This window comes from Micromonospora sp. HM134 (assembly GCF_007833915.1).
Classification (GTDB): domain Bacteria; phylum Actinomycetota; class Actinomycetes; order Mycobacteriales; family Micromonosporaceae; genus Micromonospora; species Micromonospora wenchangensis.
Genome location: NZ_CP041061.1, coordinates 892,713 through 916,905, shown reverse-complemented (window position 1 = coordinate 916,905; position 24,193 = coordinate 892,713). Strand labels below are relative to the sequence as shown.

Genomic DNA, 24,193 nt, shown 5'->3' with positions numbered 1-24,193 from the left:
AGATCGCCTCCCCTGGGCCGATGTTGTGGTGTCCACCTCGCACCGATACCGCTGAATTGGCGACATGAGGTCGATCACCTCCCCCACGGCGGGGCACCGGTCTGACGCGACGAGCGCGTGACCGGGCCCCGCCCGGGGTGGCGACGACCCTCAGCGGACGCTGCGGGCGAACTGGCGGGCCGCCCAGAAGACGCCGGCGGCGGCGAGCACCGCGATGATGGCCAGCCCCTGCCACACCTTGTCGTTGGCGAGGTCACCGGCGAACAACGCGCGGGTGCCGTCGACCGCCCAGGAGAACGGGTTCCACTCGGCGACCCCCTGGAGCCAGCCGGGGGCGAAGGTGAGCGGCAGCAGGATGCCGGAGAGCAGCAGCACCGGCTGGGCCACGGTGTTCATCAGCGGGGCGAGCGCGTCCTCGCTCTTGACCTTGAGCGCGACGCCGTACGAGACGGCCGAGGTCATCAGCGCGATCAGGGCCAGCATCAGGTACGCCAGCAGCAGGTCCCCGATGAAGACCCGCAGGTCGAACAGGAGCGCCAGCAGGGTGATGATGACCGCCTGCACGATCAGCGAGACGACGTCGCGCAGGGAGCGGCCGAGCAGCAGGGCGAGCCGGCTGATCGGGGTGACCCGGGACCGCTCGATGACCCCGGCGCGCAGCTCGGCGATCAGGCCGAAGCCCTGGAACAGCCCGCCGAAGATGGCCAGCAGCACCAGCAGGCCGGGTACGAAGATCTTGTACGCGGCGGCCTGGGTGGGCGCGTTCAGCGCCGGCTTGAGCAGCGGGGCGAAGAGCAGCAGGTACATCACCGGCTGGAAGACGCCGACGAAGACCCAGACCGGGTTGCGCAGCAGCAGTTGGAGTTGGCGTTGGAAGATCAGCCAGGTGTCGCGGGCGAATTTCATCCGTGGTCTCCGGTGTCTCAGGACTCGCGCAGCGAGCGGCCGGTCTTGGTGAGGAAGACGTCGTCGAGGCTGGGGCGGTGCAGCTCGATGGAGCTCATGACCAGCCCGGCGTGGTCGAGCCGGCGCAGGATCTGCGGGATGGCGGTGGCACCCTCGTCGACGTAGAGGCGCAGCCCGCCCTCGTCGACGGTCTCCAGCTTGTTGAGGTACTCCTCGCCGTCGAGGAGTTCGGCGGCCTGCGGGGTGCTCGCCACGTCCAGGCCGACCAGCACGACGTCGCCGGAGATCTCCCGCTTCAGCTCGGCCGGGGTGCCCTCGGCGACCACCTCGCCGTGGTCCATGATCGCGATCCGGTCGCAGAGCGCGTCGGCCTCGTCGAGGTAGTGGGTGGTGATGAAGACGGTCATCCCCTCGGTACGCAGCCGGCGGATCTCGTCCCACATGTGCGCACGGCTCTGCGGGTCGAGGCCGGTGGTCGGCTCGTCCAGGAAGACGATCTTCGGCTCGTGGATGATGCCGAGGGCGATCTCCACCCGTCGCCGCTGGCCGCCGGAGTAGGTCTTGCACTTGCGGTCGGCGTACTCGGTGAGCTGGAAGGCCTCCAGGGCGCGGACGGCGCGGCGGTGCGCGTCGGCCTTGCCGATGCCGTACATCCTGGCGTGCAGGACGAGTTCCTCGCGGGCGGTGCACTCGTCCCAGGTGCTGCCGCCCTGGGCCACGTAGCCGATCCGGCGGCGCACCTCGGCCGGGTCCTTGCGCAGGTCGGCGCCCGCGATGGTGGCCTCACCGCCGTCCGGCTCGATGAGCGTGGCGAGCATCCGCAGGGTGGTGGTCTTGCCGGCGCCGTTGGGGCCGAGGAAGCCGAAGATCTCCCCCGCCGGGACCTGGAGGTTCACCCCCCGGACGGCGTCGACCGTTTTCGTCTCCCGACCCTGCCGGGAGCGGAACGACTTCCGCAGCCCCCTGGTCTCGATCATCTCTGCTCCTGGTCGTCCGGGCCGGGTGGTGCCGGCCGTCGTCTGCCCCCGTGACGCCATGCGGCGTGCTCCCGCCAACGGGCCGGAAGCAGGCTAACGCGATATAGCTCTTATGGTCAACGTTGATTATTGCTTTTTTTGTCGCGCGGCGGACCGCCGTCGGTCCAGCCGGACCAGCCCTCCGTCCCCGTCAGCCCAGCAGGCAGGTACGACACCCCCGAGTCGATCCGCTCGGCGATCCGCCCGCACCAGGCCATCTCCGCCTCGGCCCGGGCCAGCCACAGCTCGAACATCCAGCTCACGTGCACCGGCTTGCTGGTGCGCACCCAGTCCGAGTCCAACGAGGCACGCATCGACTCGACACCGGCGCGCAGCAGGTTCGCCCGGTTGCGCAGCGCCGCCGCCGCCTCCTCGCGGGGCATCGCCGGCAGGAAGGAGAAGGCCGCCACGAACGGGTCGGCCACCTCGTGCAGTTGCCACCACTGCGCCCGCAGCAGCGTCTCGAACTCGTCGTCCCCCTTCGGCGTCACCTCGTACGTGGTGCGCGCCGGTCGGGCACCGACCTGCTCGGTGGCGACCGTCCGCAACAGTCCCTCCTCGGCCAGCTTGCGCAGCGCGTGATAGATCGAGCCGGGCTGCACGTTCGCCCACTTGTCGGCACTCCAGCTCAACAGCTCGCGGCGTACGTCGTAGCCGTGCACGGGCTGCATCCACCGGACCAGCCCCAGGATCATCAACCGAGTCGCAGACACCGTACAAGCGTAATAACCAAGTTTGACTAGTCGACCGGGCCCACAGTGCGACATCCCACACTGAGTGATCGTTAGGGGGCCTCCGGGCTGCCGATACACTCCCCAGGCAACGACCCCGGGAGGAGCACCAGGTGCGCAAGGTACTCATCGCGAACCGTGGCGAGATCGCCGTCCGTGTCATCCGGGCCTGTCGCGACGCCGGTCTGGGCAGCGTCGCCGTCTACGCCGACTCCGACCGGGACGCCCTGCACGCCACCCTCGCCGACGAGGCGTACGCCCTCGGTGGTGACACCGCCGCCGACAGCTACCTGCGCATCGACAAGCTGATCGAGGTGGCCCGGCGGGCCGGCGCGGACGCCGTACACCCCGGTTACGGCTTCCTCTCCGAGAACGCCGACTTCGCCCAGGCCGTGCTGGACGCGGGCCTGACCTGGATCGGCCCGACCCCGCAGGCGATCCGCGACCTCGGCGACAAGGTCACCGCCCGGCACATCGCCCAGCGGGCCGGCGCGCCCCTGGTCCCGGGCACCGCCGATCCGGTCGCCGACGCCGACGAGGTGACCGCCTTCGCCGTCGAACACGGCCTGCCGGTCGCCATCAAGGCCGCCTTCGGCGGCGGCGGGCGCGGCCTCAAGGTGGCCCGCACCCTGGAGGAGATCCCGCACCTGTTCGAGTCGGCCACCCGGGAGGCGGTCGCCGCGTTCGGTCGCGGCGAGTGCTTCGTCGAGCGTTACCTCGACCAGCCCCGGCACGTCGAGGCGCAGGTGCTGGCCGACCGGCACGGCAACGTGATCGTGGTCGGCACCCGGGACTGCTCCCTGCAACGACGGCACCAGAAGCTGGTCGAGGAGGCCCCCGCGCCGTTCCTCACCGACGCGCAGCGCAGCCAGATCCACGACAGCGCCAAGGCGATCTGCCGGGAGGCCGGCTACCACGGCGCGGGCACGGTGGAATACCTGGTCGGCGCGGACGGCACCATCTCCTTCCTGGAGGTCAATACCCGACTCCAGGTGGAGCACCCGGTCACCGAGGAGACCGCCGGCGTCGACCTGGTCCGCGAGCAGTTCCGGATCGCCGACGGTGAGAAACTGCGGTTCACCGGGGACCCGGTCCCGCGCGGGCACGCCATCGAGTTCCGGATCAACGGCGAGGACCCGGGCCGCAACTTCCTCCCCGCGCCCGGCACCATCACCGCGCTGCGCCTGCCCACCGGCCCCGGCGTCCGGGTCGACACCGGGGTGAGCGCGGGCGACGTGATCGGCGGCAACTTCGACTCGCTGCTGGCCAAGGTGATCGTCACCGGCGAGACCCGCGCCGAGGCGATCGAGCGGGCCCGCCGGGTGCTCGACGAGATGGTCGTCGAGGGGATGGCCACCGCGCTGCCGTTCCACCGCCTCGTCGTACGCGACCCGGCGTTCACCACCGAGCCGTTCACCGTGCACACCCGGTGGATCGAGACCGAGTTCGACAACACCGTCCCGGCGTTCACCCCGACCGCCGCCCCCGCCGAGACGGCGGCGGCACGCGAGACCGTCGTGGTCGAGGTGGGCGGCAAGCGGCTGGAGGTCACCGTCCCCGCCGGCCTCACCGGGGGTACGACCACCGCCGCCCCCGCCGCCCGCAGGCCGGCCCGCCGGGGTGGCGGCACCGGCACGGGTACGGCGGTCAGCGGCGACGCGCTCACCTCCCCCATGCAGGGCACCATCGTCAAGATCGCCGTCGCGGACGGGGACACCGTCGCCGAGGGGGACCTCGTCGTCGTCCTGGAGGCGATGAAGATGGAGCAGCCGTTGCACGCCCACAAGGCAGGCACGGTCACCGGGCTCGCCGCCGAGGTGGGCGCGGTGCTCACCGCCGGAGCGGCGATCTGCACCATCTCCTGATTCGCCGCCGTACGCCCACCGGGGCAGGGTGGTGTGAGCCACCGACGGCGGCGGGACGGGCCGGAAGCGGGAATGATGGCCGGGTGAGGTTCCTTCATGGCGCGGTGCCCGCGCACGACCTGACCTACAACGACGTCTTCATGGCCCCGGCCCGGTCCGAGGTGGGTTCGCGGCTCGACGTCGACCTGTCCACCGGTGACGGCACCGGCACCACCATCCCGCTGGTGGTGGCGAACATGACGGCGGTGGCCGGCCGCCGGATGGCCGAGACGGTGGCCCGGCGCGGCGCGATCGCGGTCATCCCGCAGGACATCCCGATCGAGGTGGTCGCCACCGTGGTCGAATGGGTCAAGCAGCGGCACCTGGTGCACGACACCCCGATCACGCTGCACCCGACCGACACCGTCGGTGACGCCATCCACCTGCTGCCCAAGAAGTCGCACGGCGCGGTGGTGGTGGTCGACGAGGCGGGCCGGCCGGTGGGGGTGGTCACCGAGGCGGACACCCACGAGGTGGACCGGTTCGCCCAACTCCAGCACGTGATGTCGACCGAGCTGCACACCGTGCCGGCCGACGCCGACCCCCGTACCGGATTCGAGCGGCTCAACGCGGGACGGCGGCGACTGGCCCCGGTGGTCGACGACGACGGCCGCCTGGTCGGGGTGCTCACCCGGCAGGGCGCGCTGCGGGCCACCCTCTACAAGCCGGCCGTCGACGACCGGGGACGGTTGCGCATCGCGGCGGCGGTCGGCATCAACGGTGACGTCACCGGCAAGGCCGAGGCGCTGCTCGCGGCGGGGGTGGACACCCTGGTGGTGGACACCGCGCACGGGCACCAGGAACGGATGATGTCCGCGCTGCGGGCGGTCCGAAAGCTCGACCCCCCGGTGCCGGTGGCGGCCGGCAACGTGGTCACCGCCGAAGGGGTACGCGACCTGGTCGAGGCGGGCGCGGACATCGTCAAGGTCGGGGTGGGGCCGGGCGCGATGTGCACCACCCGGATGATGACCGGGGTCGGCCGGCCCCAGTTCTCCGCCGTGCTGGACTGCGCGGCGGCGGCCCGCGCCCTCGGCCGGCACGTCTGGGCCGACGGCGGGGTACGCCACCCCCGGGACGTGGCGCTGGCACTGGCCGCCGGGGCGTCCAACGTGATGGTGGGCTCCTGGTTCGCCGGCACCTACGAGTCGCCGGGTGACCTCTACACCGAGCCGGACGGGCGACGTTACAAGGAGAGCTTCGGGATGGCCTCGTCGCGGGCGGTCAGCGCCCGGACCGCCGAGGACAGCGCCTTCGACCGGGCCCGGAAGGCGATCTTCGAGGAGGGCATCTCCACCGCCCGGATGTACCTGGACCCGGCCCGGCCCGGCGTCGAGGACCTGATCGACGAGATCGTCTCCGGGGTACGCAGCGCCTGCACCTACGCCGGTGCCCGCACCCTGGACGAGTTCCACGAGCGCGCCCTCGTCGGCATCCAGAGCACCGCCGGCTACACCGAAGGCATGCCCCTCCCCACTAGCTGGTAACTCCTCCTCCTACCCCGCCTCCCTCCCACCTCCCCCGCCCCCGCCCCGCGCCCTCTCCCCGCCCTTGTCTCTCCCCCTGCCCCGCCCCGGTGATCAAGAGGTTTACGTCACCCCCACCCCGATGGCTGACCTTTTCCTCTTGATCACCGCCCCGCCCACCCCGCCGACGTCGGTGATCAAGAAGTTTGCGCCAACTCAGAGCGGTGGTCTGACGCAAACTTCTTGATCACCGGGGCGAGACGGGCCGGGGCGAGACGGGCCGGGGCGGGGAGGGCGGACGTGAGGGGGACGGGCTGGGAGGGGAGGCCGGTGGGGGTCAGGGTGGGGGGAAGAGGCGGCGGATGACGGTGCGGGCGGCGGTGCGGGGGTCGGCCTCGACGTCGGGGGGGAGTGCGCCGGAGAGCCAGAGGGTGGCGAAGCCGTGCACGATCGACCAGGCGGCCAGCGCGTCCGTGCGCGCCTCGCCCGGCTCGGCCCGGTCCGGCGGCAGGGTCGCCACGCCGGTGTGCAGTGCCGCGCCGGCCCGTTCCCGGGCGGCCCGGACCTCGGGGGCGTCGGCCCGGTAGAGGTCGGGTCGGAACATCACCTCGAAGTGCGCCCGGTGGCGGACGGCGAAGTCCACGTACGCCACGCCCACGTCGAGCAGGTCGTCGCCGGCTGCGGTCAGGGCGGCGGCGAGCAGGTCGAACCCCTCGCCGGCGAGGGCGGTGAGCAGCCCCGCCTTGTCGCCGAAGTGGTGGGTCGGGGCGGCGTGGGAGACACCGGTGCGGCGGGCGAGGTCGCGCAGGCTCAGGGCCGCCGGCCCGGCTTCCTCGATCGCCGTCACCGCCGCCTGGAGCAGGACGCGGGGCAGGTCGCCGTGGTGGTAGGGCCGGGTGACGGTCATGACACCAGGATAACTTTGCATTGACAAGAAGGCCATCGGCGATCAAATCTTGTCAGCATAAAGATTTGCCACCGAGGAGGTAGCCGTGGTTCCGTTTATCGCTCTGATCGTCGGCTCCGTCGTCGCGCGTCTGGCCGGGCTGGCCGGCGTGGACGCGCTCGACGGCTGGCACCCCGCACTCCGCGTCGGGCTGGCACTACTGTTCGTCATGACCGGTTTCGCTCACTTCGTCTCGCCCCGCCGGGAGGATCTGATCGCCATGGTCCCGCCCCGGCTACCCCGACCCGGCATGCTGGTCACGGTCACCGGCGTGCTGGAGTTGGCCGGCGCGGTCGGGTTGCTGATCCCGGCCACCGCCCGTCCGGCCGCCGCCGGGCTGGCACTGCTGTTGGTGGCGATGTTCCCCGCGAACGTCTCGGCGGCCCGGCGACGCCTGACGCTGGCGGGCCGCCCGGTCACCCCGCTCGGCACGCGTACGGCGATGCAGATCGTGTACGTCGGCACCGCCCTGACCATTCTGTTTGGCCCCTGACGGTTTGGGGGCTAACATACTCAGCGTGCAGAGGGAACCACTTATCGTCTTTCCCGCCGTGCTCCGTGACGTGCCGCTCGGGCGGCTGCTGTCGGTCGCCGGCCACCTCGTCGACCAGCACTGGGGTCGTTACCTGGCCGAACACCACGGCCTGACCCCGGCCGGGATGCGGGTGCTGTTCACCCTGAACCACCTCGACGACGCCACCCACCGGGACGTCGCCGACCGCTGCTTCGTCCGGCCCGCCACCCTCACCGGGATCGTCGACACCCTCGAACGGGACGGCTTCGTCGAGCGTCGCCGCGACGACGCCGACCGGCGCAGCGTACGACTGGCGCTGACCGACAAGGGGCGGGAACACACCCGCTCCCTGGTCGACCGGATGCGCACCGACACCCCGCTCACCCCCGTCGACGCCGACCCGGCCCGACGCGAGGTGATCCGGGATTTCCTGATCGAGGTCATCACGACCATGTCCGACGGGGAGGACAAGAGGTTGACAACAACACAGGACCAGGAATCGACCGACCACCCGAGGCCCGGGAGCCGTCCGTGCTGATCAGCCTGCTGCGCCGCTACCTGCGGCCCTACCACCGGCCGCTGGGCGCGGTGGTGCTGCTCCAGTTCGTCGGCACGATGGCCTCGCTCTACCTGCCGAGCCTCAACGCCGACATCATCGACCTCGGGGTGGCCCGGGGCGACACCGACTACATCATCCGTACCGGCGGCTGGATGCTGCTGGTCAGTCTGGTCCAGATCGCCTGCGCGGTGACGGCGGTCTACTTCGGCGCGCGGACCGCGATGGCCTTCGGCCGGGACGTCCGCGCGGCGATCTTCGGGCAGGTCAACCGGTTCTCCGCCCGCGAGGTGGCCCGCTTCGGCGCGCCCTCGCTGATCACCCGCAACACCAACGACGTGCAACAGGTGCAGATGCTCGTGCTGATGAGCTGCACCATGCTGGTCGCCGCGCCGATCATGAGCGTCGGCGGGGTGGTGATGGCGCTGCGGGAGGACATCGGCCTGTCCTGGCTGATGCTGGTCAGCGTGCCGGTGCTCGCCGTCGCGCTCGGCCTGGTCATCCGCCAGATGGTGCCCGGTTTCCGGCTTATGCAGACCCGCATCGACACGGTCAACCGGGTGCTCCGCGAGCAGATCACCGGCATCCGGGTGGTCCGGGCGTTCGTCCGCGAGCCGTACGAGACGCAGCGGTTCGGGGTGGCCAACGCCGACCTGACCGCCACCGCCCTGCGGGTCGGCCGGCTGATGGCGCTGATCTTCCCGGTGGTGATGCTGGTGCTCAACGTCTCCAGCGTCGCCGTGCTGTGGTTCGGCGCCCAACGGGTCGACTCCGGGCAGATCCAGATCGGCGCGCTGACCGCCTTCCTGGCGTACCTGATGCAGATCCTGATGGCCGTCATGATGGCCACCTTCATGCTGATGATGGTGCCGCGTGCGGCGGTCTGCGCCGAACGCGTCACCGAGGTGCTGGACACCGAGTCCTCGGTGGTCCCGTCGGCCAACCCGGTCACCCGGGTCCACGGCCACGGGGAGCTGGAACTGCGCGGCGTCGCCTTCCAGTACCCGGGGGCCAGCGCGCCGGTGCTGCACGACATCTCGTTCCGGGCCACCCCGGGGCGGACCACCGCCGTGATCGGCTCGACCGGCGCCGGCAAGACCACCCTGCTGACCCTGATCCCCCGGCTGGTCGACCCGACCGCCGGCACGGTGCTGGTCGACGGGGTCGACGTGCGCGAGCTGGCCCCGGAGGAACTGTGGCGGCGGATCGGTCTGGTACCGCAGAAGCCGTACCTGTTCACCGGCACGGTGGCGAGCAACCTGCGCTACGGCAACCCCGACGCCACCGACGAGGAACTGTGGACGGCGTTGGAGGTCGCCCAGGCCCGCGACTTCGTGGCCCAGATGCCCGGCGGCCTGGACGCGGCGATCGCGCAGGGCGGCACGAACGTCTCCGGCGGGCAGCGGCAACGCCTCGCCATCGCGCGGGCGCTCGTCCGTAAGCCGGAGATCTACCTGTTCGACGACTCGTTCTCGGCGCTCGACCTGGGCACCGACGCCCGGTTGCGGGCCGCGTTGCGCCCGGTCACCGCCGACGCGGCCGTGGTGATCGTGGCCCAGCGGGTCTCCACCATCATCGACGCCGACCAGATCATCGTGTTGGAGGACGGAGGCGTGGTCGGGATGGGCCGACACGACGAACTGCTCGACACCTGCCCGACGTACGCCGAGATCGTGGCGTCGCAGCAGACGGCGGGGGTGCCGGCATGACCGCCGTACCCGAGCAGAAGAAGGCCCCGGAGACGACCACGCCGAAGCGGCTGCCGGCGGCCGGCCGGCGCAGCGGCGGGCCGCCCTGGATGAACGCCGGCATGCCGGCGGAGAAGTCGATGAACTTCGGGCCGTCGGCCCGCCGGCTGCTCGGTCGGCTACGACCGCACCGGGTGACGCTGAGCGGCATCATCGCCCTGGCGGTGACCAGTGTCGGGTTCAGCGTGATCGGGCCGAAGATCCTCGGCCACGCCACCGACATCATCTTCGCCGGGGTGATCGGCCGGCAGCTTCCCCCCGGCGCCACCGTCGACCAGGCGGTGTCCGGGATGCGGGCCGCCGGCAACGACAACCTCGCCGACATGGTCGCCCGGATGGACGTGGTCCCCGGGGCGGGCATCGACTTCGACGCCCTCGGCCGGACCCTGCTGTTCGCACTCGGCCTGTACGTGGCCGCCAGCCTGCTGATGTGGTGGCAGGGCTGGCTGCTCAACGGGGTCGTGCAGGCCACCGTGCTGCGGCTGCGCGCCGAGGTGGAGGAGAAACTCAACCGGCTGCCGCTGCCCTACTTCGACAAGCAACCCCGGGGTGAGCTGCTCAGCCGGGTCACCAACGACATCGACAACATCTCGCAGACCCTGTCGCAGACGCTGAGCCAACTGCTCACCTCGCTGCTGACCGTGGTCGGCGTGCTGGCGATGATGTTCTGGATCTCGCCGCTGCTGGCGCTGGTCGCGCTGGTCGCGGTGCCGCTGTCGGTGATCGTGACGCAGCAGATCGCCAAGCGGTCGCAGCAGAAGTTCATCGCCCAGTGGACCCACACCGGTGAGCTGAACGGCCAGATCGAGGAGGCGTTCACCGGTCACGAGCTGGTCAAGGTCTTCGGCCGCTCGCCGGAGGTGGAGGCCACCTTCCACGCCAAGAACGAGGAACTGTTCCGGGCCAGCTTCGGTGCCCAGTTCATCTCCGGGATCATCATGCCGGCGATGATGTTCGTCGGGAACCTCAGCTACGTGGCGATCGCCGTGGTCGGTGGGCTGCGGGTGGCCTCCGGGGCGATGAGCCTCGGTGACGTGCAGGCGTTCATCCAGTACTCGCGGCAGTTCACCCAGCCGCTGACCCAGGTCGCCTCGATGGCGAACCTGCTCCAGTCCGGGGTGGCCTCCGCCGAACGGGTCTTCGCCGTGCTCGACGCCGACGAGCAGAGCCCCGACCCGGCCGCCCCGGCCCGGGTCCTCGAACCGCACGGCCGGGTCGAGTTCGAGCACATCTCCTTCCGGTACGACCCGGAGACCCCGCTGATCGACGACCTGTCCCTGGTCGCCGAACCCGGTCACACCGTGGCCATCGTCGGCCCGACCGGCGCCGGCAAGACCACCCTGGTCAACCTGGTGATGCGCTTCTACGAGCTGGACTCCGGGCGGATCACCCTCGACGGGGTGGACATCACCACGCTGCGCCGCGACGACCTGCGCGGCCGGATCGGCATGGTGCTCCAGGACACCTGGCTGTTCGGCGGCACCATCCGGGACAACATCGCCTACGGCCGGCCGGACGCCACCGAGGAGGAGATCCTCGCCGCCGCGCGGGCCACCTTCGTGGACCGGTTCGTCCGTAGCCTCCCCGACGGGTACGACACCGTCATCGACGAGGAGGGCAGCAACGTCAGCGCCGGTGAGAAGCAGCTCATCACCATCGCGCGGGCGTTCCTGGCGGAGCCGTCGCTGCTGATCCTGGACGAGGCGACCAGTTCGGTGGACACCCGTACCGAGGTGCTGCTGCAACGGGCGATGGCGGCGCTGCGGTCGGACCGGACCAGCTTCGTCATCGCCCACCGGCTGTCCACGATCCGCGACGCCCACCTGATCCTGATGATGGAGAACGGGCGGATCGTCGAGCAGGGCACCCACCAGCAACTGCTCGCCGCGCGGGGCGCGTACCACCGGCTCTACCAGGCGCAGTTCGCCGCGGCGGTGGTCGACGACGGGGCCGCGCCGGCACCGGTCGGGGGCTGAGCGGCGCACCGGGGGCCGGGGCACGACGCCCCGGCCCCCGGTGCGAGCCGTCAGCCGGCCGGGAGCAGCTCCGCCGAGCGGGCCGCCACCACCGCGCCGATCAGCCGCACCGCGTCCGCCGCCGGCATCGGGTCGAGGCTGCGGCCGTCGCGCAGCCGCAGGGCCACCGCGTCGTCGGCGGCCTCCCGGGCCCCGACCACCCCGACGTACGGCACCCGGCGGCGGGCCGCGTCACGCACCCGGGCACCCAGCGAGCTGGCGGAGTCCACCTCGACCCGGAGCCCGGCGTCGACCGCCCGCCGGGCCACCCGGGCCACCGCGTCGGCCTGCCCGGCGTCGACCGGCAGGAGCAGCAGCTGCACCGGGGCGTACCAGGGCGGGAAGGCACCCTCGTGCGCCTCGATCAGGTAGGCGAACAGCCGTTCCATGCTCCCGACCAGGCTGCGGTGCACCAGCACCGGCCGTTGCCGGGCACCTGCCGCATCGGTGTACGACAGGTCGAACTTCTCCGGTTTGTCGAAGTCGAGCTGCACGGTGGAGATGGTCGACTCCCGGCCGGCCGGGTCGACCACCTGGATGTCGATCTTCGGACCGTAGAAGGCCCCCTCGCCGGGTGCCTCCTCGTGGTCCACCCCGTCGAGCGCGGCCCGGAGCAGCTCCTCGGCGCGCGCCCAGGACGCGTCGTCCCCGACGTACCTCGCGCCCGGCCCGCGCAGCGACAACCGGAACCCCGCCGGGCGGACGCCGAGCGCCGCGTGCGCCTGGCGGATCAGCCGTAGGATCTCCCGGACCTCGTCGCCGACCTGGTCGAGGGTGCAGAAGTTGTGCGCGTCGTTGAGCGAGATCGCCCGTACCCGGGCCAGCCCGCCGAGCACCCCGGACCGCTCCGCCCGGTACATTCCGCCCAGCTCGCCGACCCGTAGCGGCAACTCCCGGTAGGAGCGGCCCCGGGCCCGGTAGACCAGGGCGTGGTGCGGGCAGAGCGCCGGCCGGAGCATCAACTCGTCGCCGCCCAGCCGCATCGGTGGGAACATCTCGTCGGCGAAGTGGCCGAGGTGCCCGGACAGCGCGAACAACTCGCGCCTGCCCAGCGGTGGGGAGTACACGTGCTGGTAGCCGGCCCGGCGCTCCAGCTCGCGGACGTACTCCTCGACGGCGTGCCGGGCCGCCGCGCCGGCCGGCAGCCAGATCGGCAGGCCGGCGCCCGCCAGCGGGTCGGAGACGAACAGGTCCAGTTCGCGGCCGAGCCTACGGTGGTCGATCATGTCGCGCTCCTTGATCGGGTACGACCCGGAGGCGACCGTGCCCGCAACGCCACGAGGCCCCGGGCGGATCGCCCGGGGCCTCGTCGACGGAAGACGTCAGTGCGGCACGCCGGGATCTCCCGGCGTCGTGGTCACCACGGCACTGCGCATGTCGTCACCGTACGACCTCCGCGACGCCCTGGGCGACCGCATTTTTCAGCGCTTCTCGCAGGCGACCTTGTCCTTGTCCCGGTCCAGGTGGGTGTTCTTCGCGTAGACCGCGTCGGACACGGTGAAGTTCGTGACGGGCTTGGTGCTGCCCCGGACCTTGTCCTTCGCGCCCTTCCTACCCACCCCATGCTTGTACTTCTTGTTCAGCGCGGTGCAGTTCTTGTACCTCGTCGCCCCCGCCTCGGCCGGGCCGGTCACGACGACGAGCGTGCTGCCGAGCGCCAGGGTCACGACGAGCGCGCCCCGCACCAGCGTGGAAAGCATCTGCGAGCCTCCGAAAGAAAGTCGGTTGGGCCCGGGACGCTATCCGAGCGGCACCCGTGGGCTAAGCCTGATGTCCGCGTGCCGACAACCGCTGTGCCCGAACGGCGATCATCCCTCCCCCGATTTCGGCTCGGGTGCGTCGCACCGGCAGTGACGCGTGGTACCCGTCGCGGGTGGCGGTGCCGGAAAAGGGGGAGGGTCGCCGGCACGGGACCTGCCGGCGACCCTCGGCGGCCCGCTCGTCAGGAACGGGGGACCTGACGGTGTGGGGGCCGCGTACTCAACGGTACGCCGACGCCCTCCGCTTCGCCGACCCCCTACCGCCGGCCGCGCTGGGCGGCACCCGCCGTGCGGCAGGCGGCACACCACTCCTGGTACGCGCAGCCACGCGGTCACCGACGGTGGCCGTGGTCACCGATGTAGCGGCATCCCGCCATTCCGATACCGCTACATCGGCCCACGTGCGCCACGACCGGCGCCCGACCCGGGTCAGGGGGTCATTCGAGTTCGTGGAGCATGAGCTGGCGGGCGGCCTCGGTGATCGAACCGGACAGGCTCGGATAGATGGTGATGGTCTGGGCCAGTTCGTTGACGGTGAGGTTGTTCTCGATCGCCATCGTGATCGGCAGGATCAGCTCACTGGCCTTGGGCGCCACCACCACCCCGCCGACCACCTGCCCGGTGGACGGGCGGCAGAACAGCTTGACGAACCCGTCGGCCAGGTCGTCCATCTTGGCGCGGGCGTTGCCGGTCAGCGGCAGCATCACCTGCCGGGCCAGGGTCCGGCCGGCGTCCGCCTCGTCCTGGGAGACGCCGACGGTGGCCAGTTCCGGGTCGGTGAACACGTTCGCGGCGACGGTACGCAGCCGCAACGGCCGGACCGCCTCGCCGAGGGCGTGCCACATCGCGATCCGGCCCTGCATGGCGGCGACGCTGGCCAGCGGCAGGACCCCGGTGCAGTCGCCGGCGGCGTAGATGCCGGGGACGTTGGTACGGGACACCCGGTCGACGGTGACGTAACCGCCCTTGGCCAGCTCGACGCCGTACTCGGCGAGGCCGAGGTCGGCGGTGTTCGGGATCGAGCCGACGGCGATCAGGGCGTGCGAACCGGTCACCACCCGACCGTCGGAGAGGACCACCTCGACGCCGTCGCCGACGCGTCGGACCGCATCAGCCCGGGAGTTGTTGAGGATGCTCATGCCCCGGCTGCGGAAGACGTGCTCGATGGCCATCGCCGCGTCGGCGTCCTCGTGCGGCATCACCCGGTCCCGGCTGGACACCAGGGTCACCTCGACCCCCATCGCCAGGTAGGCGCTGGCGAACTCGGCCCCGGTGACGCCGGAGCCCACCACGATCAGGTGGGCGGGCAGCTCGGGCAGGTCGTACACCTGCCGCCAGGTGAGGATGCGCTCCCCGTCGGGCAGCGCGGTGGGAAGCTGGCGTGGGGTGGCGCCGGTGGCGATCAGCACGGTGGAGGCGTCGATCGTGTACTCCCCGCCACCGTCGGCGGGGGTGACCACGACCCGGTGGGTGTGACCGAGAGTATCCTCACCGATCCGGGCGGTGCCCGCGACGAAGGTCACGCCGGCCTTGATCAGCTTGGTGTGGATGTCGGCGGACTGGGCCAGGGCGAGCCGCTTCACCCGCTCGTGCACGGCCCGCGCGTCGACCGTGACCGCCTCCAGACCGTCGGAGTGGATGCCGAACTCCTCGGTGTCCCGGTAGCCGGTCACCACCTCCGAGCTGGCGATGAAGGTCTTCGACGGGACGCAGTCGGAGAGCACGCAGGCGCCTCCGGCGCCCTCGGCCTCCACCACGGTGACGTCGGCGTCCAGCTGGGCGGCGACCAGGGCCGCCTCGTAGCCGGCCGGCCCCCCGCCGATGATCACGATGTGGCTCACAGCCCTCGCCCTTCCTCGGTGCTCACAGTGACTTTCTTCTCCCGAACCCGTCCGACACGCACTGTCGTATTCTCCCCCACCCGTCCGCCGGGCTATCGTCATCGCCGTGCGTCACTACGCGGCCTACGGCTCAAACCTGGACCCCGCCCGGATGCGGGCCTACTGCCCGCATTCGCCCATGGTGGGCGTCGGCTGGCTGGAGGGGTGGCGGCTGACCTTCGCCGGTGAGGACGTGATCGGCTGGGAGGGTTCCGTCAGCACCGTGGTCGAGTCCCCGGGCGACCGGGTCTTCGTGGCGCTGTACGACATCGACCCGTACGACGCCGCCCAGCTCGACGAGTTGGAGGGCGTCACCGCCGGCACGTACCGCAAGCTCACCGTGCGGATCTCGACGCTGGACGGGGACGTGACCGCCTGGGTGTACGTCTTCGACGGCTACGAGGGTGGCCTGCCGACCGCCTGGTACCTGTCGGAGATCGCCAACGCCGCCGAGAAGGCGGGCGCGCCCGACGACTACGTCTCCGAGCTGCGGTCCCGCCCCACCGGCACCGCCTCGGCGTAACGCGTATCGCACCCGTCCAGTGTGCTCCCGGCAGCGGGGCCAACCGACGGCGACCCCGCCGGGCGTCACCCGGCCCACACCGGGCCGGCCGGCGGCAGCGGGCCCGCACCGGGGCCGGCCCGCTCAGGCGGCGGGCACGCTCAGGCGGCGGGCACGCTCCGCTCGTACAGGTCGATCCAGCGGGTCTCGTGCAGCCCGACCGCGCGGTAGAGGGTGACCGGGGTGGTCGGGTTGGCCAGGTCGAAGCCGAGCCCGGCGTGGCCCCGGCCCTTGGCCGCGTAGACCGTGAACGCCCGCCGCAGCAGCGCCGCCCCCACCCCGCGCCGCCGGTACGCGGGCAGCACCGACAGCGTGCGCACCCAGCCCGAATCCTGCTCCAGCGCCTGGTCCGACGAGTTGAGCGCGCCGGCCGGCTCACCGTCGACCTCGGCGAGGAACCACTCGTCCCAGACCCGCCCGCCGTCGGTGAGCCGGTCCCGCCAGCCCTCGAACCCGGCCGGCTCGTAGTCCGGGGTGTCCCGGAAGGCGGTGTCGTGGATGTGGTGGAACAGCCGCAGGTCGGCCTCGTCACCGGCCCGCAGCGGCCGGACGGTCACCCCGGGCGGGGGCGGCGGCTCGGCGGGCAGGTCGGCCAGCGACCGGCTCATCCGCACGTACCGTTTGGCCCGGGTGAACCCGGCGGCGGTCAGCTCGCCGGCCCAGCGGGTCTCCGGCGCGCAGACGGCGGCGCGGGCGGTCAGCGCGGGCCGTCCCCGCTCGGTGGCGCGCTCGGCGATCCGGTGCAGCATCCGGTCGAGCAGCACGGCGCGCAGCGCCGTCGCCCGGTCCGGGTCGACGAAGACGTCGACGTACTCGCGGCCCACCCCGGTCGGGTTGTCGACCATGCTCCAGCCGACCACCCGCTGATCAGGATCGGTCAGCACCCAGGAGTCGTGCTGCGGGTCGAAGAACGGCGCGGTCAGCGCGGCCCGGACGTCGTCGGCGTCGAAGTCGGGGTGGCCGACGGCGAACGTGTCGGCGGCGTGCACCACGGCGAGCAGCGCGGGCACGTCGTCGAGGGTGGGGCGGCGGGCGGTCCAGCCGGCGGGGAGCGTCACGCCGCAGATCCTGGCAGCCCGCCCGCCGCCCCGCCGCCGATTTTCCGGGCCGCCGGCCGGTCACGCCGGTCCGGGACCGGCCGCCGGCTGATCGCACAGGCGGGGCCGCGTCAGACCGGGCCCGGTCGGCGGGTCAGCCGTCCGCGTCGGCGCGGAGCCGGGCCCGCACGTCGGTGAGCAACTCGATCAGTTCCCGGCCCTCGGCCGGACGCAGCGCCCGGAACCCGGCCGAGGCCAACCGGTCGGTCACCGCCTCGGCCCAGAGCCGACGCCGCACCAGCGGCCCGACCGGCGGATACGGCGGGGACCACCCGCACGCCGCCGCCCCGGCCTCCCCCTCCGGCCCGGCCAGCACCGCCTCCAGCGGGGTCATCCCGGCGGCCCGCACGGCGAGCAGGTAGGCCCCGGTGAAGTGTTCCCGCAGCAGCAGGAGCGCCACGGCGGCCCGGGCGCCCTCGGCGTGCGCGGGCAGCGGCATCGCCCGCCAGGCGGCGAACAGCGGCATGCCCGTCGCGTCGGCGGCGGCCACCACCCGTTCCAGCAGGGCGGTCAGCCGGGGTGTGCCGGGCAGGTCGTCGAGATGCTGGGCACCCCACCGGCAGCACTCGGTCAGGTGGGCGGTGGCCACCTCCAGCGGCCGGACCAGCCGGACGGCGGTGTCCCATCCGTCGGCGACCGCCTCCGGGGCGAGGAAGCCGAGCGCCGCCGCCACCGTCTCGGCCCGGATGTCGCCCAGCGCGCCGGCCCGCCCGGTGACGTAGAAAGCCCAGCTCGGGATGCCCATCGTCCTGGCCCGACGCAGGGTCCCCGGGCAGCGACTGAACAACTCCCCCAGCTCCAGCACGGCGGGTTTGCTCCCGGCGGCCACCTGCTCCGGCGTCATCCCGCACGCCCGCAACACGCATTCATCGCGTTCAGTCTGCCTCCTCACCGCCCGCCGTGGGGTCCGCCTCCTCGGCGTCCACCGCCTCGATCGCGCCCTCGACCTCGCCGGTGCGGCGGCGGGCCGCGGTGAGCGTCCGCTCGGCCGCCCGGCGGGCCAGTTTGGCCCGGCTCAGCTCCTGTTCGGCGACGGCCCGACGACGCTCCAGTTCGGCCAGTTCACCCTCGATCCGGTCGAGCGCCGCGACGCTGTCCCGCTCGGCCGTGGTCGTGCCGTCCAGCTCCCGTTCGGCCTGCCGCTGGGCGGCCCGCGCCGCCGCCAGCTCCCGGTCCAGGGTCCGGCGGCGCTTCGCCCGTTCGGCCCGCGCCGCCGCCTGCGCGTCCCGGGCCCGGCGCGCTCCGCCCCGGTCGGCCTCCCGCTGCGGTACGACGTCCGCCGCCCCGCCACCGGCGGGCTCCGCCGCACCGCCGGTGACCAGTCGGAGCTGCGGGCGGGGCACCTCGCCGAAGCCGGAGTGGTGCACCGCCTTCAGCAGCCGTCCGGTGCGGACCTGCTCGGCGACCGCGGTGTCGGCGAGGGCCGCGTGCAGGGTGGCCTCGACCTCGGCCAGCGGCAGCCGGGCGGCCGGCGGCGCGTCGGGAAGGTCGGCGGCGATCCGGCGTACCTCGGTGACCAGGGCGGCGACCAGTTCCCGCCGTTGGGCGGAGAGTTCCCGCAGCCGGGGGCCCTTGAGGTCGCGCTGGGCGGTGCGCAGCGCCTCGGCCAGCGGCCCCAGGTCGGCGACCAGCTCGGGACGGTCCAGGGTGAGCAGGTTCACCAGCCAGGCCGCCACCGTGGGCCGTTTCCAGCCGGCGATCCGCCGGGCGGTGGCCGGGTCACCGGCCCGGCGGGCGTCGGCGACGGCGGCGTCCCGGGCGGCGACGAACCGGTCGGGCGGGGTGCGGTAGAGCTGCCGGGCCAGCTCGGACTCGTCGACGGCCACGGTTCAGGCGTCGATCCGGCTGCCCGGCTCCAGCCGCTGGTAGTCGGTGCGGGACAGCGCCGTGTACTGCCGGTCGAGCACGCCGTAGCCGTTGCCGTTGAGCAGCGCGTCGTGCAGGGCGTACGCCCGGCGTGGGGCGACCGCCCGGATGAAGTCGACCACCTCGGAGAACTTCGACCAGGGCGCGTGGATCGGGGCGAAGAGCGTCTGCACCTCGACGTCGGTGGGGACGTGCAGCGCGTCGCCGGGGTGGTAGACCGTGTCGTCGAACAGGTAGCCGACGTTCTCCACCACCGGGATGTCGGGGTGGATGACGGCGTGCCGGCCGCCGACGGCGCGGACCGGGATGCCGGCGGCGGTGAACGTGTCGCCCGGGGCGACCGGGGTGAGCGCCTGCGCCGCGTCGCCGAGCACCGCGCCGAGCGCGGCCGGCCCGTACACCGGGAGTGGTTGCCGGTCCAGTCGCCGGGTGAGCGCGGCCACGTCGAGGTGGTCGGGATGTTCGTGGGTGACCAGCACCGCGTCCGCCCCGTCCAGCGCCGCCGCCTCGCTGAACACGCCGGGGTCGACGACCAGCACCGCCCCGTCGCGTTCGATGCGGAGGCAGGAGTGCGTGTACTTGGTGAGCCGCATCGTGACTCCTCGAATATCGAATCGTGATGTCCTCAGCGCAGTCTGCCGGAACCGGGGCGGCTGCGCGCCGCGTCCGAGCTATCGCCCCGGAACCGGGGGACGGACGACGACGGGAGCGGGGATGACACTGAGGACGGCGAGAACCGGGGCGCGGGCCCTGGCGGCGATGGGGCTGGCGGCGCTGCTGCTGGCCGGGTGCGGGGCGAATGACCGGGGCAGCGATTCGGCCGGCTCCGCGCCGGCCGAGAAGGCACCGGTGCAGGGGGCGCCGGGCGGCGCGGCACCGGACCGGGACGCGGCGGCGGGACAGGCCGGTACGGGTGCCCCGGACCTGCGCGTCGACCAGCGGGCGATCATCTACACCGGAACGATGCGGGTGCAGGTCGACGACGTGGAGGCGGCGGCCCGGCGGGCGGTGGAGGCGGTCACCGCCACCGGCGGGTTCGTCGGTGGGGACCAGCGGCGCAGCGTCTCGGCGTCCGCGCAGGCGGAACTGGAGCTGCGGGTGCCGGCGGCGAAGTTCACCGCGCTCGTCGACGAGTTGGCCACCTACGGGCGGCAGCAGCGCCGCGAGATCCGTACCCAGGACGTCACCGAGGAGACCGTCGACCTGGACGCCCGGATCACCACCCAGCGGGCCCGGGTGGACAGCGCCCGCCGGCTGCTGGCGCGGGCCGACACGGTGCCCGAGCTGGTCTCGCTGGAGAACGAGGTGAGCCGCCGGGAGGCGGATCTGGCCTCGCTGGAGGCGAAGAAGCGTCGGCTGGCCGACCTGACCGCGCTCTCCACGATCACGGTGACCTTCGTCGGCCGGGACGCCTCGACGGCCGACGACGGGCAGGAGGAGGACCGGACCGGCTTCATGGTGGGCCTGCGCGGCGGCTGGACCGTCTTCCTCGCCTCGATGGGCGTGCTGCTCACCGTGCTCGGGGCGTTGCTGCCCTGGCTGCTGCTCATCGGGGTGCCCGTGACGGCGGCCGTGGTGCTGTTGCGTCGGCGACGCCGCCAGCGGCGGCCCGCGCCGCCGGTGGGACCGGGCGGCGGGGGCCACCCGCCGGTGCCTAGCGGACCGCCGCCAGTGCCCGCAACGCGGTCTGCACCATGAGCCGTACCCCGACCGGGATGGCCCGCTCGTCGACGTCGAACGACGCGCGGTGCAGGTCGACGGTGGGGCCGCCGACCCGGCCGACGCCGAGCCGGGCCAGCGCGCCGGGAACGTGTTCGAGGTACCAGGAGAAGTCCTCGCCGCCCATGCTCTGCGGGGTCTCCGCGATCCCCTCCGGGCCGAGCGCGGCGGCGGTGGCGGCGGTGAGGATGCCGATGGCGCGGGCGTCGTTGCTGACCGGCGGCCGGCCCCGCAGGTATTCCAGGTCGACGGTGGCGCCGGTGGGCGCGATGACGTCCCGGACGACCTGAGCGACGATCTGGGGGGCCCGCTCCCAGGTGTCGCGGTCCATCACCCGCAGGGTGCCGGCCGCGCGCGCCTCGGACGGGATGACGTTGTACCGGGTGCCGGCCGAGGCGTGGCCGAACACCAGCAGCAGCCCGCTGTTGGCCGGCACCCGGCGGTTGACCAGGGCCGGAACCTCGGTGACCAGGCGGCCGAGCGCGTCGACCAGGTCGACGGTCAGGTGCGGGCGGGCGGTGTGCCCGCCGGGCCCGGTGAGCTTCACGGTGACGTTGTCCGCCGCCGCGGTGATCGGACCGACCCGCAGCCCCACCTTCCCCACCGGCTGGTTGGGGTCGCAGTGCAGGGCGAAGATCTGGACGACGTCCTCCAGGCCACCGGCCTCGATGACCTCCAGCGAGCCGCAGGGCAGGATCTCCTCGGCCGGCTGGAAGATGAGCCGGACCCGGCCGTCGAGCTGGCCGGCGTCGGCGAGCTGGGCCAGCAGCATGCCGACGCCGAGCAGCACCGCGGTGTGCACGTCGTGGCCGCAGGCGTGGCAGACCCCCTCCACGGTGGACCGGTAGGGGACCTCCTTGGGGTCGGTCAGCGGCAACGCGTCGATGTCGGCGCGGAGCGCGACGACCGGGCCGTCCGGCCGCCCGTCGATGTCGCAGATCACCCCGTTGCCCTTGGGCAGCAGTCGGGGGTGCAACCCGGCGAGGGTGAGTTCCCGGGCGATCAGCGCCGCCGTCTCGAACTCCTCCCCGGACAGTTCCGGGTGGGAGTGGAGGTGGCGGCGGGTGGCGATCAGACCGGGTACCCGCAGCGCGAGCAGGTGATCCAGATCGTGGGGCAGGGGCTGGGACCCGGACGGCGCCTCCGGCCAGGACGACGCCAGCTGGCTGCCGTTCGGCAGCGTCAACGCACTCGTCACGTCGAATTCTCGATCACTAGAAATGGATGGATCTTCGGGGAGGACAGCAGACAGCCTAGACCTCCGATGGTGACGCTGCGCAACCTCGTTACGGTAGCGATCAGAGCGCACAGCGTCACGTAAGCCCTGGTGGGAGGGCTCGAATATCTGCGGGACAGCAGGTAGATCGCGGTCGAACGCCGTCATCTGCCCCCCACCTCCTACAACGCGTAACCGATTGGGCGGTCGCGAAATCGGCGTCGATCCGGGGCCGTCGTATCCGAATTGTCGCATTGGTCGCCCCGGTTGGCCGCCGGTCCGACAATTAGCCGACGCCGCCGGGTGATCAACCGGTTTCCGACGGTGACACGGCGTCTCCGGGCCCGCCCGGACATGCTGTCCGTCCCGTTCACCCGCTCGGGTTTACCCACGAACCCCGCACCGCACGCCCCGGCCACGCGGGCCGCCCACCACCCGGGCGACCCGACCGGCACACCACCGCCAGGCTGTCACCGACGGTAGCCCCGCATACGTCGCCTGGCGACCCCTAGCGGCCCCGACCGGACGACGACGGCGACCCCTGCCGGCAACGGACTGCCGGCGGAGGTCGCCGTGCGGATCAGCGACGGAGGGTCGCCGTGAGGGTCAGCGTCGCGGGTCGGCCCGCCCGCCGGGTCGCGGGCGGTGCGCCGACCGGGACCGCAGCGGTCGGCCCGAAGATCAGAAGCGGTCGCTCGGGCGGTACGTCCCCCAGACCTGGCGCAGCGTGCCGCAGACCTCACCCACCGTGGCGCGGGCCCGCAGCGCCTCCTTCATCGGGTAGAGCACGTTCTCGTCGCCCTCGGCGGCGGCCCGCAGCTCGGCCAGGGCCCGTTCGACCGCCGCGCCGTCCCGCTCGGCCCGCAGCCGGGCCAGCCGCTCCGCCTGGGTCGCCTCGATCGTCGGGTCCACCCGCAGCGGCTCGTACGGCTCCTCGGTGTCGATCTGGAAGCGGTTCAGCCCCACCACCACCCGCTCCCCCGCGTCGATCTGCTGGGCGAACCGGTACGCCGACTGCTCGATCTCCCGCTTCTGGAACCCGGCCTCGATCGCGTCCACCGCCGAACCGTGGTCGAAGACCCGGTCCATCAGGTCGTTGACCGCCGTCTCGATCTCGGCGGTCATCGCCTCCACCACGTACGACCCGGCGAACGGGTCGACGGTGGCGGTCAGGTCCGTCTCGTAGGCCAGCACCTGCTGGGTACGCAGCGCCAGCCGGGCGGCCTTCTCGGTGGGCAGCGCGATCGCCTCGTCGAAGCTGTTGGTGTGCAGCGACTGGGTGCCGCCGAGCACCGCGGCGAGCCCCTGGACCGCCACCCGGACCAGGTTCACCTCGGGCTGCTGGGCGGTGAGCTGCACCCCCGCCGTCTGGGTGTGGAACCGCAGCATCATCGACTTCGGGTCCTTCGCGCCGAAGTCGTCGCGCAGCAGCCGGGCCCAGATCCGCCGGGCGGCCCGGAACTTCGCGACCTCCTCCAGCAGGGTCGTGCGGGCCACGAAGAAGAACGACAGCCGGGGGGCGAAGTCGTCCACCGCCAGCCCGGCGGCCAGCGCGGCCCGGACGTACTCCACCCCGTTGGCCAGGGTGAACGCGATCTCCTGCGCGGGCGTCGCACCGGCCTCCGCCATGTGGTAGCCGGAGATGGAGATGGTGTTCCACTTCGGCACCTCCTTGCGGCAGTACGCGAAGGTGTCGGCGACCAGCCGCAGCGACGGCTTCGGCGGGAAGATGTACGTCCCCCGGGCGATGTACTCCTTGAGGATGTCGTTCTGGATGGTCCCGTTGAGCGCCGAGCCGGACAGGCCGTTCTCCTCGGCGACGAGCTGGTAGAGCAGCAGCAGCACCGAGCCGGGCGCGTTGATGGTCATCGAGGTGGAGACCTTGTCCAGCGGGATGCCGTCGAAGAGCAGCCGCATGTCCTCGATGGAGTCGATCGCCACCCCGACCTTGCCCACCTCGCCGTGCGCGATGGCGTCGTCGGAGTCGTACCCCATCTGGGTGGGCAGGTCGAAGGCGACCGACAGGCCCATCGTGCCGGCCTTCAGCAGCTGGTGGTAGCGCGCGTTGGACTCGGTGGCGGTGCCGAAGCCGGCGTACTGCCGCATGGTCCACGGCCGGGAGGTGTACATCGTCGGGTAGACCCCCCGGGCGTACGGGTAACGACCCGGCTCGCCCAGGCGGGAGTCCAGCTCCGGGGGGAGGTCCGCGGCCGTGTACACACCCTTGATGGGGAACCCCGACTCACTCGCCCGCGCTTCACTCATCCAGGGATGGTAGGACGCGCGGGGCCGTC

At 72.5% G+C, this 24,193-nt stretch carries 21 protein-coding genes; 8 read left to right on the top strand and 13 right to left on the bottom strand.

The genetic code is table 11. The features are described from left to right. Positions 1–150 precede the first annotated feature (150 nt). From FJK98_RS04455 to FJK98_RS04445, 3 genes are all read right to left on the bottom strand, one after another. Positions 151–906 (bottom strand): ABC transporter permease, encoded by a 756-nt coding sequence (locus FJK98_RS04455; RefSeq protein ID WP_145917889.1) that lies wholly within the window; start codon positions 904–906, stop codon positions 151–153. A 17-nt stretch (positions 907–923) separates the two neighbouring features. Further along, positions 924–1,883 (bottom strand): ATP-binding cassette domain-containing protein, encoded by a 960-nt coding sequence (locus FJK98_RS04450; RefSeq protein ID WP_145917888.1) that lies wholly within the window; start codon positions 1,881–1,883, stop codon positions 924–926. Positions 1,884–1,999: 116 nt separating this feature from the next. Next, positions 2,000–2,620, bottom strand: coding sequence for a PadR family transcriptional regulator (locus FJK98_RS04445; RefSeq protein WP_145922565.1), 621 nt, complete (start codon positions 2,618–2,620; stop codon positions 2,000–2,002). A gap of 146 nt (positions 2,621–2,766) precedes the next feature. On the opposite strand from FJK98_RS04445, the gene FJK98_RS04440 reads away from it, so the two are divergent. Next, positions 2,767–4,518, top strand: a complete 1,752-nt coding sequence (locus FJK98_RS04440) for a biotin carboxylase N-terminal domain-containing protein (protein WP_145917887.1) — start codon at positions 2,767–2,769, stop codon at positions 4,516–4,518. Between the two features lie 83 nt (positions 4,519–4,601). Further along, on the top strand, positions 4,602–6,041 hold the full coding sequence (locus FJK98_RS04435; RefSeq protein WP_145917886.1) for a GuaB1 family IMP dehydrogenase-related protein: 1,440 nt from the start codon (positions 4,602–4,604) through the stop codon (positions 6,039–6,041). A 316-nt stretch (positions 6,042–6,357) separates the two neighbouring features. Here the strand turns inward: FJK98_RS04435 and FJK98_RS04430 are convergent, their stop codons facing one another. Continuing rightward, complete coding sequence (locus tag FJK98_RS04430) at positions 6,358–6,927, bottom strand: TetR/AcrR family transcriptional regulator (RefSeq protein ID WP_145917885.1); 570 nt, start codon at positions 6,925–6,927, stop codon at positions 6,358–6,360. An 85-nt stretch (positions 6,928–7,012) separates the two neighbouring features. Here FJK98_RS04430 and FJK98_RS04425 point away from each other — a divergent pair, with 85 nt between their 5' ends. From FJK98_RS04425 to FJK98_RS04410, 4 genes are read left to right on the top strand one after another with little or no spacing between them, the layout of a single operon-like run. Continuing rightward, on the top strand, positions 7,013–7,459 hold the full coding sequence (locus tag FJK98_RS04425; protein ID WP_145917884.1) for a DoxX family protein: 447 nt from the start codon (positions 7,013–7,015) through the stop codon (positions 7,457–7,459). Between the two features lie 25 nt (positions 7,460–7,484). Then, entirely contained in the window at positions 7,485–8,018 is a 534-nt protein-coding gene (locus FJK98_RS04420; protein ID WP_145917883.1) for a MarR family winged helix-turn-helix transcriptional regulator, read from the top strand. Further along, positions 8,012–9,745: an ABC transporter ATP-binding protein gene (locus tag FJK98_RS04415; protein WP_145917882.1), complete on the top strand. Its 1,734-nt coding sequence runs from the start codon at positions 8,012–8,014 to the stop codon at positions 9,743–9,745. Before FJK98_RS04420 ends, FJK98_RS04415 begins: the two co-directional genes overlap by 7 nt. Beyond that, positions 9,742–11,760, top strand: coding sequence for an ABC transporter ATP-binding protein (locus FJK98_RS04410; RefSeq protein ID WP_145917881.1), 2,019 nt, complete (start codon positions 9,742–9,744; stop codon positions 11,758–11,760). The genes FJK98_RS04415 and FJK98_RS04410 overlap by 4 nt, the downstream gene beginning before the upstream one ends. 50 nt (positions 11,761–11,810) lie before the next feature. Here FJK98_RS04410 and thrS read toward each other — a convergent pair whose 3' ends face one another. The 3 genes from thrS to FJK98_RS04395 form a co-directional block, all read right to left on the bottom strand. Beyond that, entirely contained in the window at positions 11,811–13,025 is a 1,215-nt protein-coding gene (thrS, locus tag FJK98_RS04405; RefSeq protein ID WP_145917880.1) for a threonine--tRNA ligase, read from the bottom strand. Positions 13,026–13,220: 195 nt separating this feature from the next. Next, positions 13,221–13,499 (bottom strand): excalibur calcium-binding domain-containing protein, encoded by a 279-nt coding sequence (locus tag FJK98_RS04400; protein WP_145917879.1) that lies wholly within the window; start codon positions 13,497–13,499, stop codon positions 13,221–13,223. A 497-nt stretch (positions 13,500–13,996) separates the two neighbouring features. Then, positions 13,997–15,400, bottom strand: a complete 1,404-nt coding sequence (locus tag FJK98_RS04395; protein WP_145917878.1) for an NAD(P)H-quinone dehydrogenase — start codon at positions 15,398–15,400, stop codon at positions 13,997–13,999. A gap of 106 nt (positions 15,401–15,506) precedes the next feature. Between FJK98_RS04395 and FJK98_RS04390 the strand changes: the two genes are divergently transcribed. After that, positions 15,507–15,962: a gamma-glutamylcyclotransferase gene (locus FJK98_RS04390; protein ID WP_145917877.1), complete on the top strand. Its 456-nt coding sequence runs from the start codon at positions 15,507–15,509 to the stop codon at positions 15,960–15,962. A gap of 140 nt (positions 15,963–16,102) precedes the next feature. Here the strand turns inward: FJK98_RS04390 and FJK98_RS04385 are convergent, their stop codons facing one another. The 4 genes from FJK98_RS04385 to FJK98_RS04370 form a co-directional block, all read right to left on the bottom strand. Next, on the bottom strand, positions 16,103–17,059 hold the full coding sequence (locus FJK98_RS04385) for a GNAT family N-acetyltransferase (protein ID WP_145917876.1): 957 nt from the start codon (positions 17,057–17,059) through the stop codon (positions 16,103–16,105). A gap of 133 nt (positions 17,060–17,192) precedes the next feature. Further along, positions 17,193–17,942: a hypothetical protein gene (locus FJK98_RS04380; RefSeq protein WP_145917875.1), complete on the bottom strand. Its 750-nt coding sequence runs from the start codon at positions 17,940–17,942 to the stop codon at positions 17,193–17,195. A gap of 31 nt (positions 17,943–17,973) precedes the next feature. Further along, positions 17,974–18,924 carry a hypothetical protein gene (locus FJK98_RS04375; RefSeq protein WP_145917874.1) on the bottom strand — a complete coding sequence of 317 codons (951 nt, stop codon included), beginning with the start codon at positions 18,922–18,924 and terminating at the stop codon, positions 17,974–17,976. 3 nt (positions 18,925–18,927) lie between these two features. Continuing rightward, positions 18,928–19,557 (bottom strand): MBL fold metallo-hydrolase, encoded by a 630-nt coding sequence (locus tag FJK98_RS04370; protein ID WP_145917873.1) that lies wholly within the window; start codon positions 19,555–19,557, stop codon positions 18,928–18,930. Between the two features lie 121 nt (positions 19,558–19,678). Between FJK98_RS04370 and FJK98_RS04365 the strand changes: the two genes are divergently transcribed. Further along, positions 19,679–20,662, top strand: coding sequence for a DUF4349 domain-containing protein (locus FJK98_RS04365; protein ID WP_168222382.1), 984 nt, complete (start codon positions 19,679–19,681; stop codon positions 20,660–20,662). Here FJK98_RS04365 and FJK98_RS04360 read toward each other — a convergent pair. Both FJK98_RS04360 and FJK98_RS04355 read right to left on the bottom strand, forming a co-directional pair. Beyond that, positions 20,619–21,881 carry an amidohydrolase gene (locus FJK98_RS04360; protein ID WP_145917872.1) on the bottom strand — a complete coding sequence of 421 codons (1,263 nt, stop codon included), beginning with the start codon at positions 21,879–21,881 and terminating at the stop codon, positions 20,619–20,621. The two genes, FJK98_RS04365 and FJK98_RS04360, sit on opposite strands and share 44 nt — an antisense overlap. A 699-nt stretch (positions 21,882–22,580) precedes the next feature. Next, positions 22,581–24,164 carry a methylmalonyl-CoA mutase gene (locus FJK98_RS04355; RefSeq protein WP_145917871.1) on the bottom strand — a complete coding sequence of 528 codons (1,584 nt, stop codon included), beginning with the start codon at positions 24,162–24,164 and terminating at the stop codon, positions 22,581–22,583. Positions 24,165–24,193 lie beyond the last annotated feature (29 nt).

Bases quoted from the DNA above. Each gene is read 5' to 3' on its own strand.
- FJK98_RS04455 (WP_145917889.1), bottom strand. From the start codon at position 906: ATGAAATTCGCCCGCGACACCTGGCTGATCTTCCAACGCCAACTCCAA.
- FJK98_RS04450 (WP_145917888.1), bottom strand. From the start codon at position 1,883: ATGATCGAGACCAGGGGGCTGCGGAAGTCGTTCCGCTCCCGGCAGGGT.
- FJK98_RS04430 (WP_145917885.1), bottom strand. From the start codon at position 6,927: ATGACCGTCACCCGGCCCTACCACCACGGCGACCTGCCCCGCGTCCTG.
- FJK98_RS04410 (WP_145917881.1), top strand. From the start codon at position 9,742: ATGACCGCCGTACCCGAGCAGAAGAAGGCCCCGGAGACGACCACGCCG.
- thrS (WP_145917880.1), bottom strand. From the start codon at position 13,025: ATGATCGACCACCGTAGGCTCGGCCGCGAACTGGACCTGTTCGTCTCC.
- FJK98_RS04400 (WP_145917879.1), bottom strand. From the start codon at position 13,499: ATGCTTTCCACGCTGGTGCGGGGCGCGCTCGTCGTGACCCTGGCGCTC.
- FJK98_RS04380 (WP_145917875.1), bottom strand. From the start codon at position 17,942: ATGACGCCGGAGCAGGTGGCCGCCGGGAGCAAACCCGCCGTGCTGGAG.
- FJK98_RS04370 (WP_145917873.1), bottom strand. From the start codon at position 19,557: ATGCGGCTCACCAAGTACACGCACTCCTGCCTCCGCATCGAACGCGAC.
- FJK98_RS04365 (WP_168222382.1), top strand. From the start codon at position 19,679: ATGACACTGAGGACGGCGAGAACCGGGGCGCGGGCCCTGGCGGCGATG.
- FJK98_RS04355 (WP_145917871.1), bottom strand. From the start codon at position 24,164: ATGAGTGAAGCGCGGGCGAGTGAGTCGGGGTTCCCCATCAAGGGTGTG.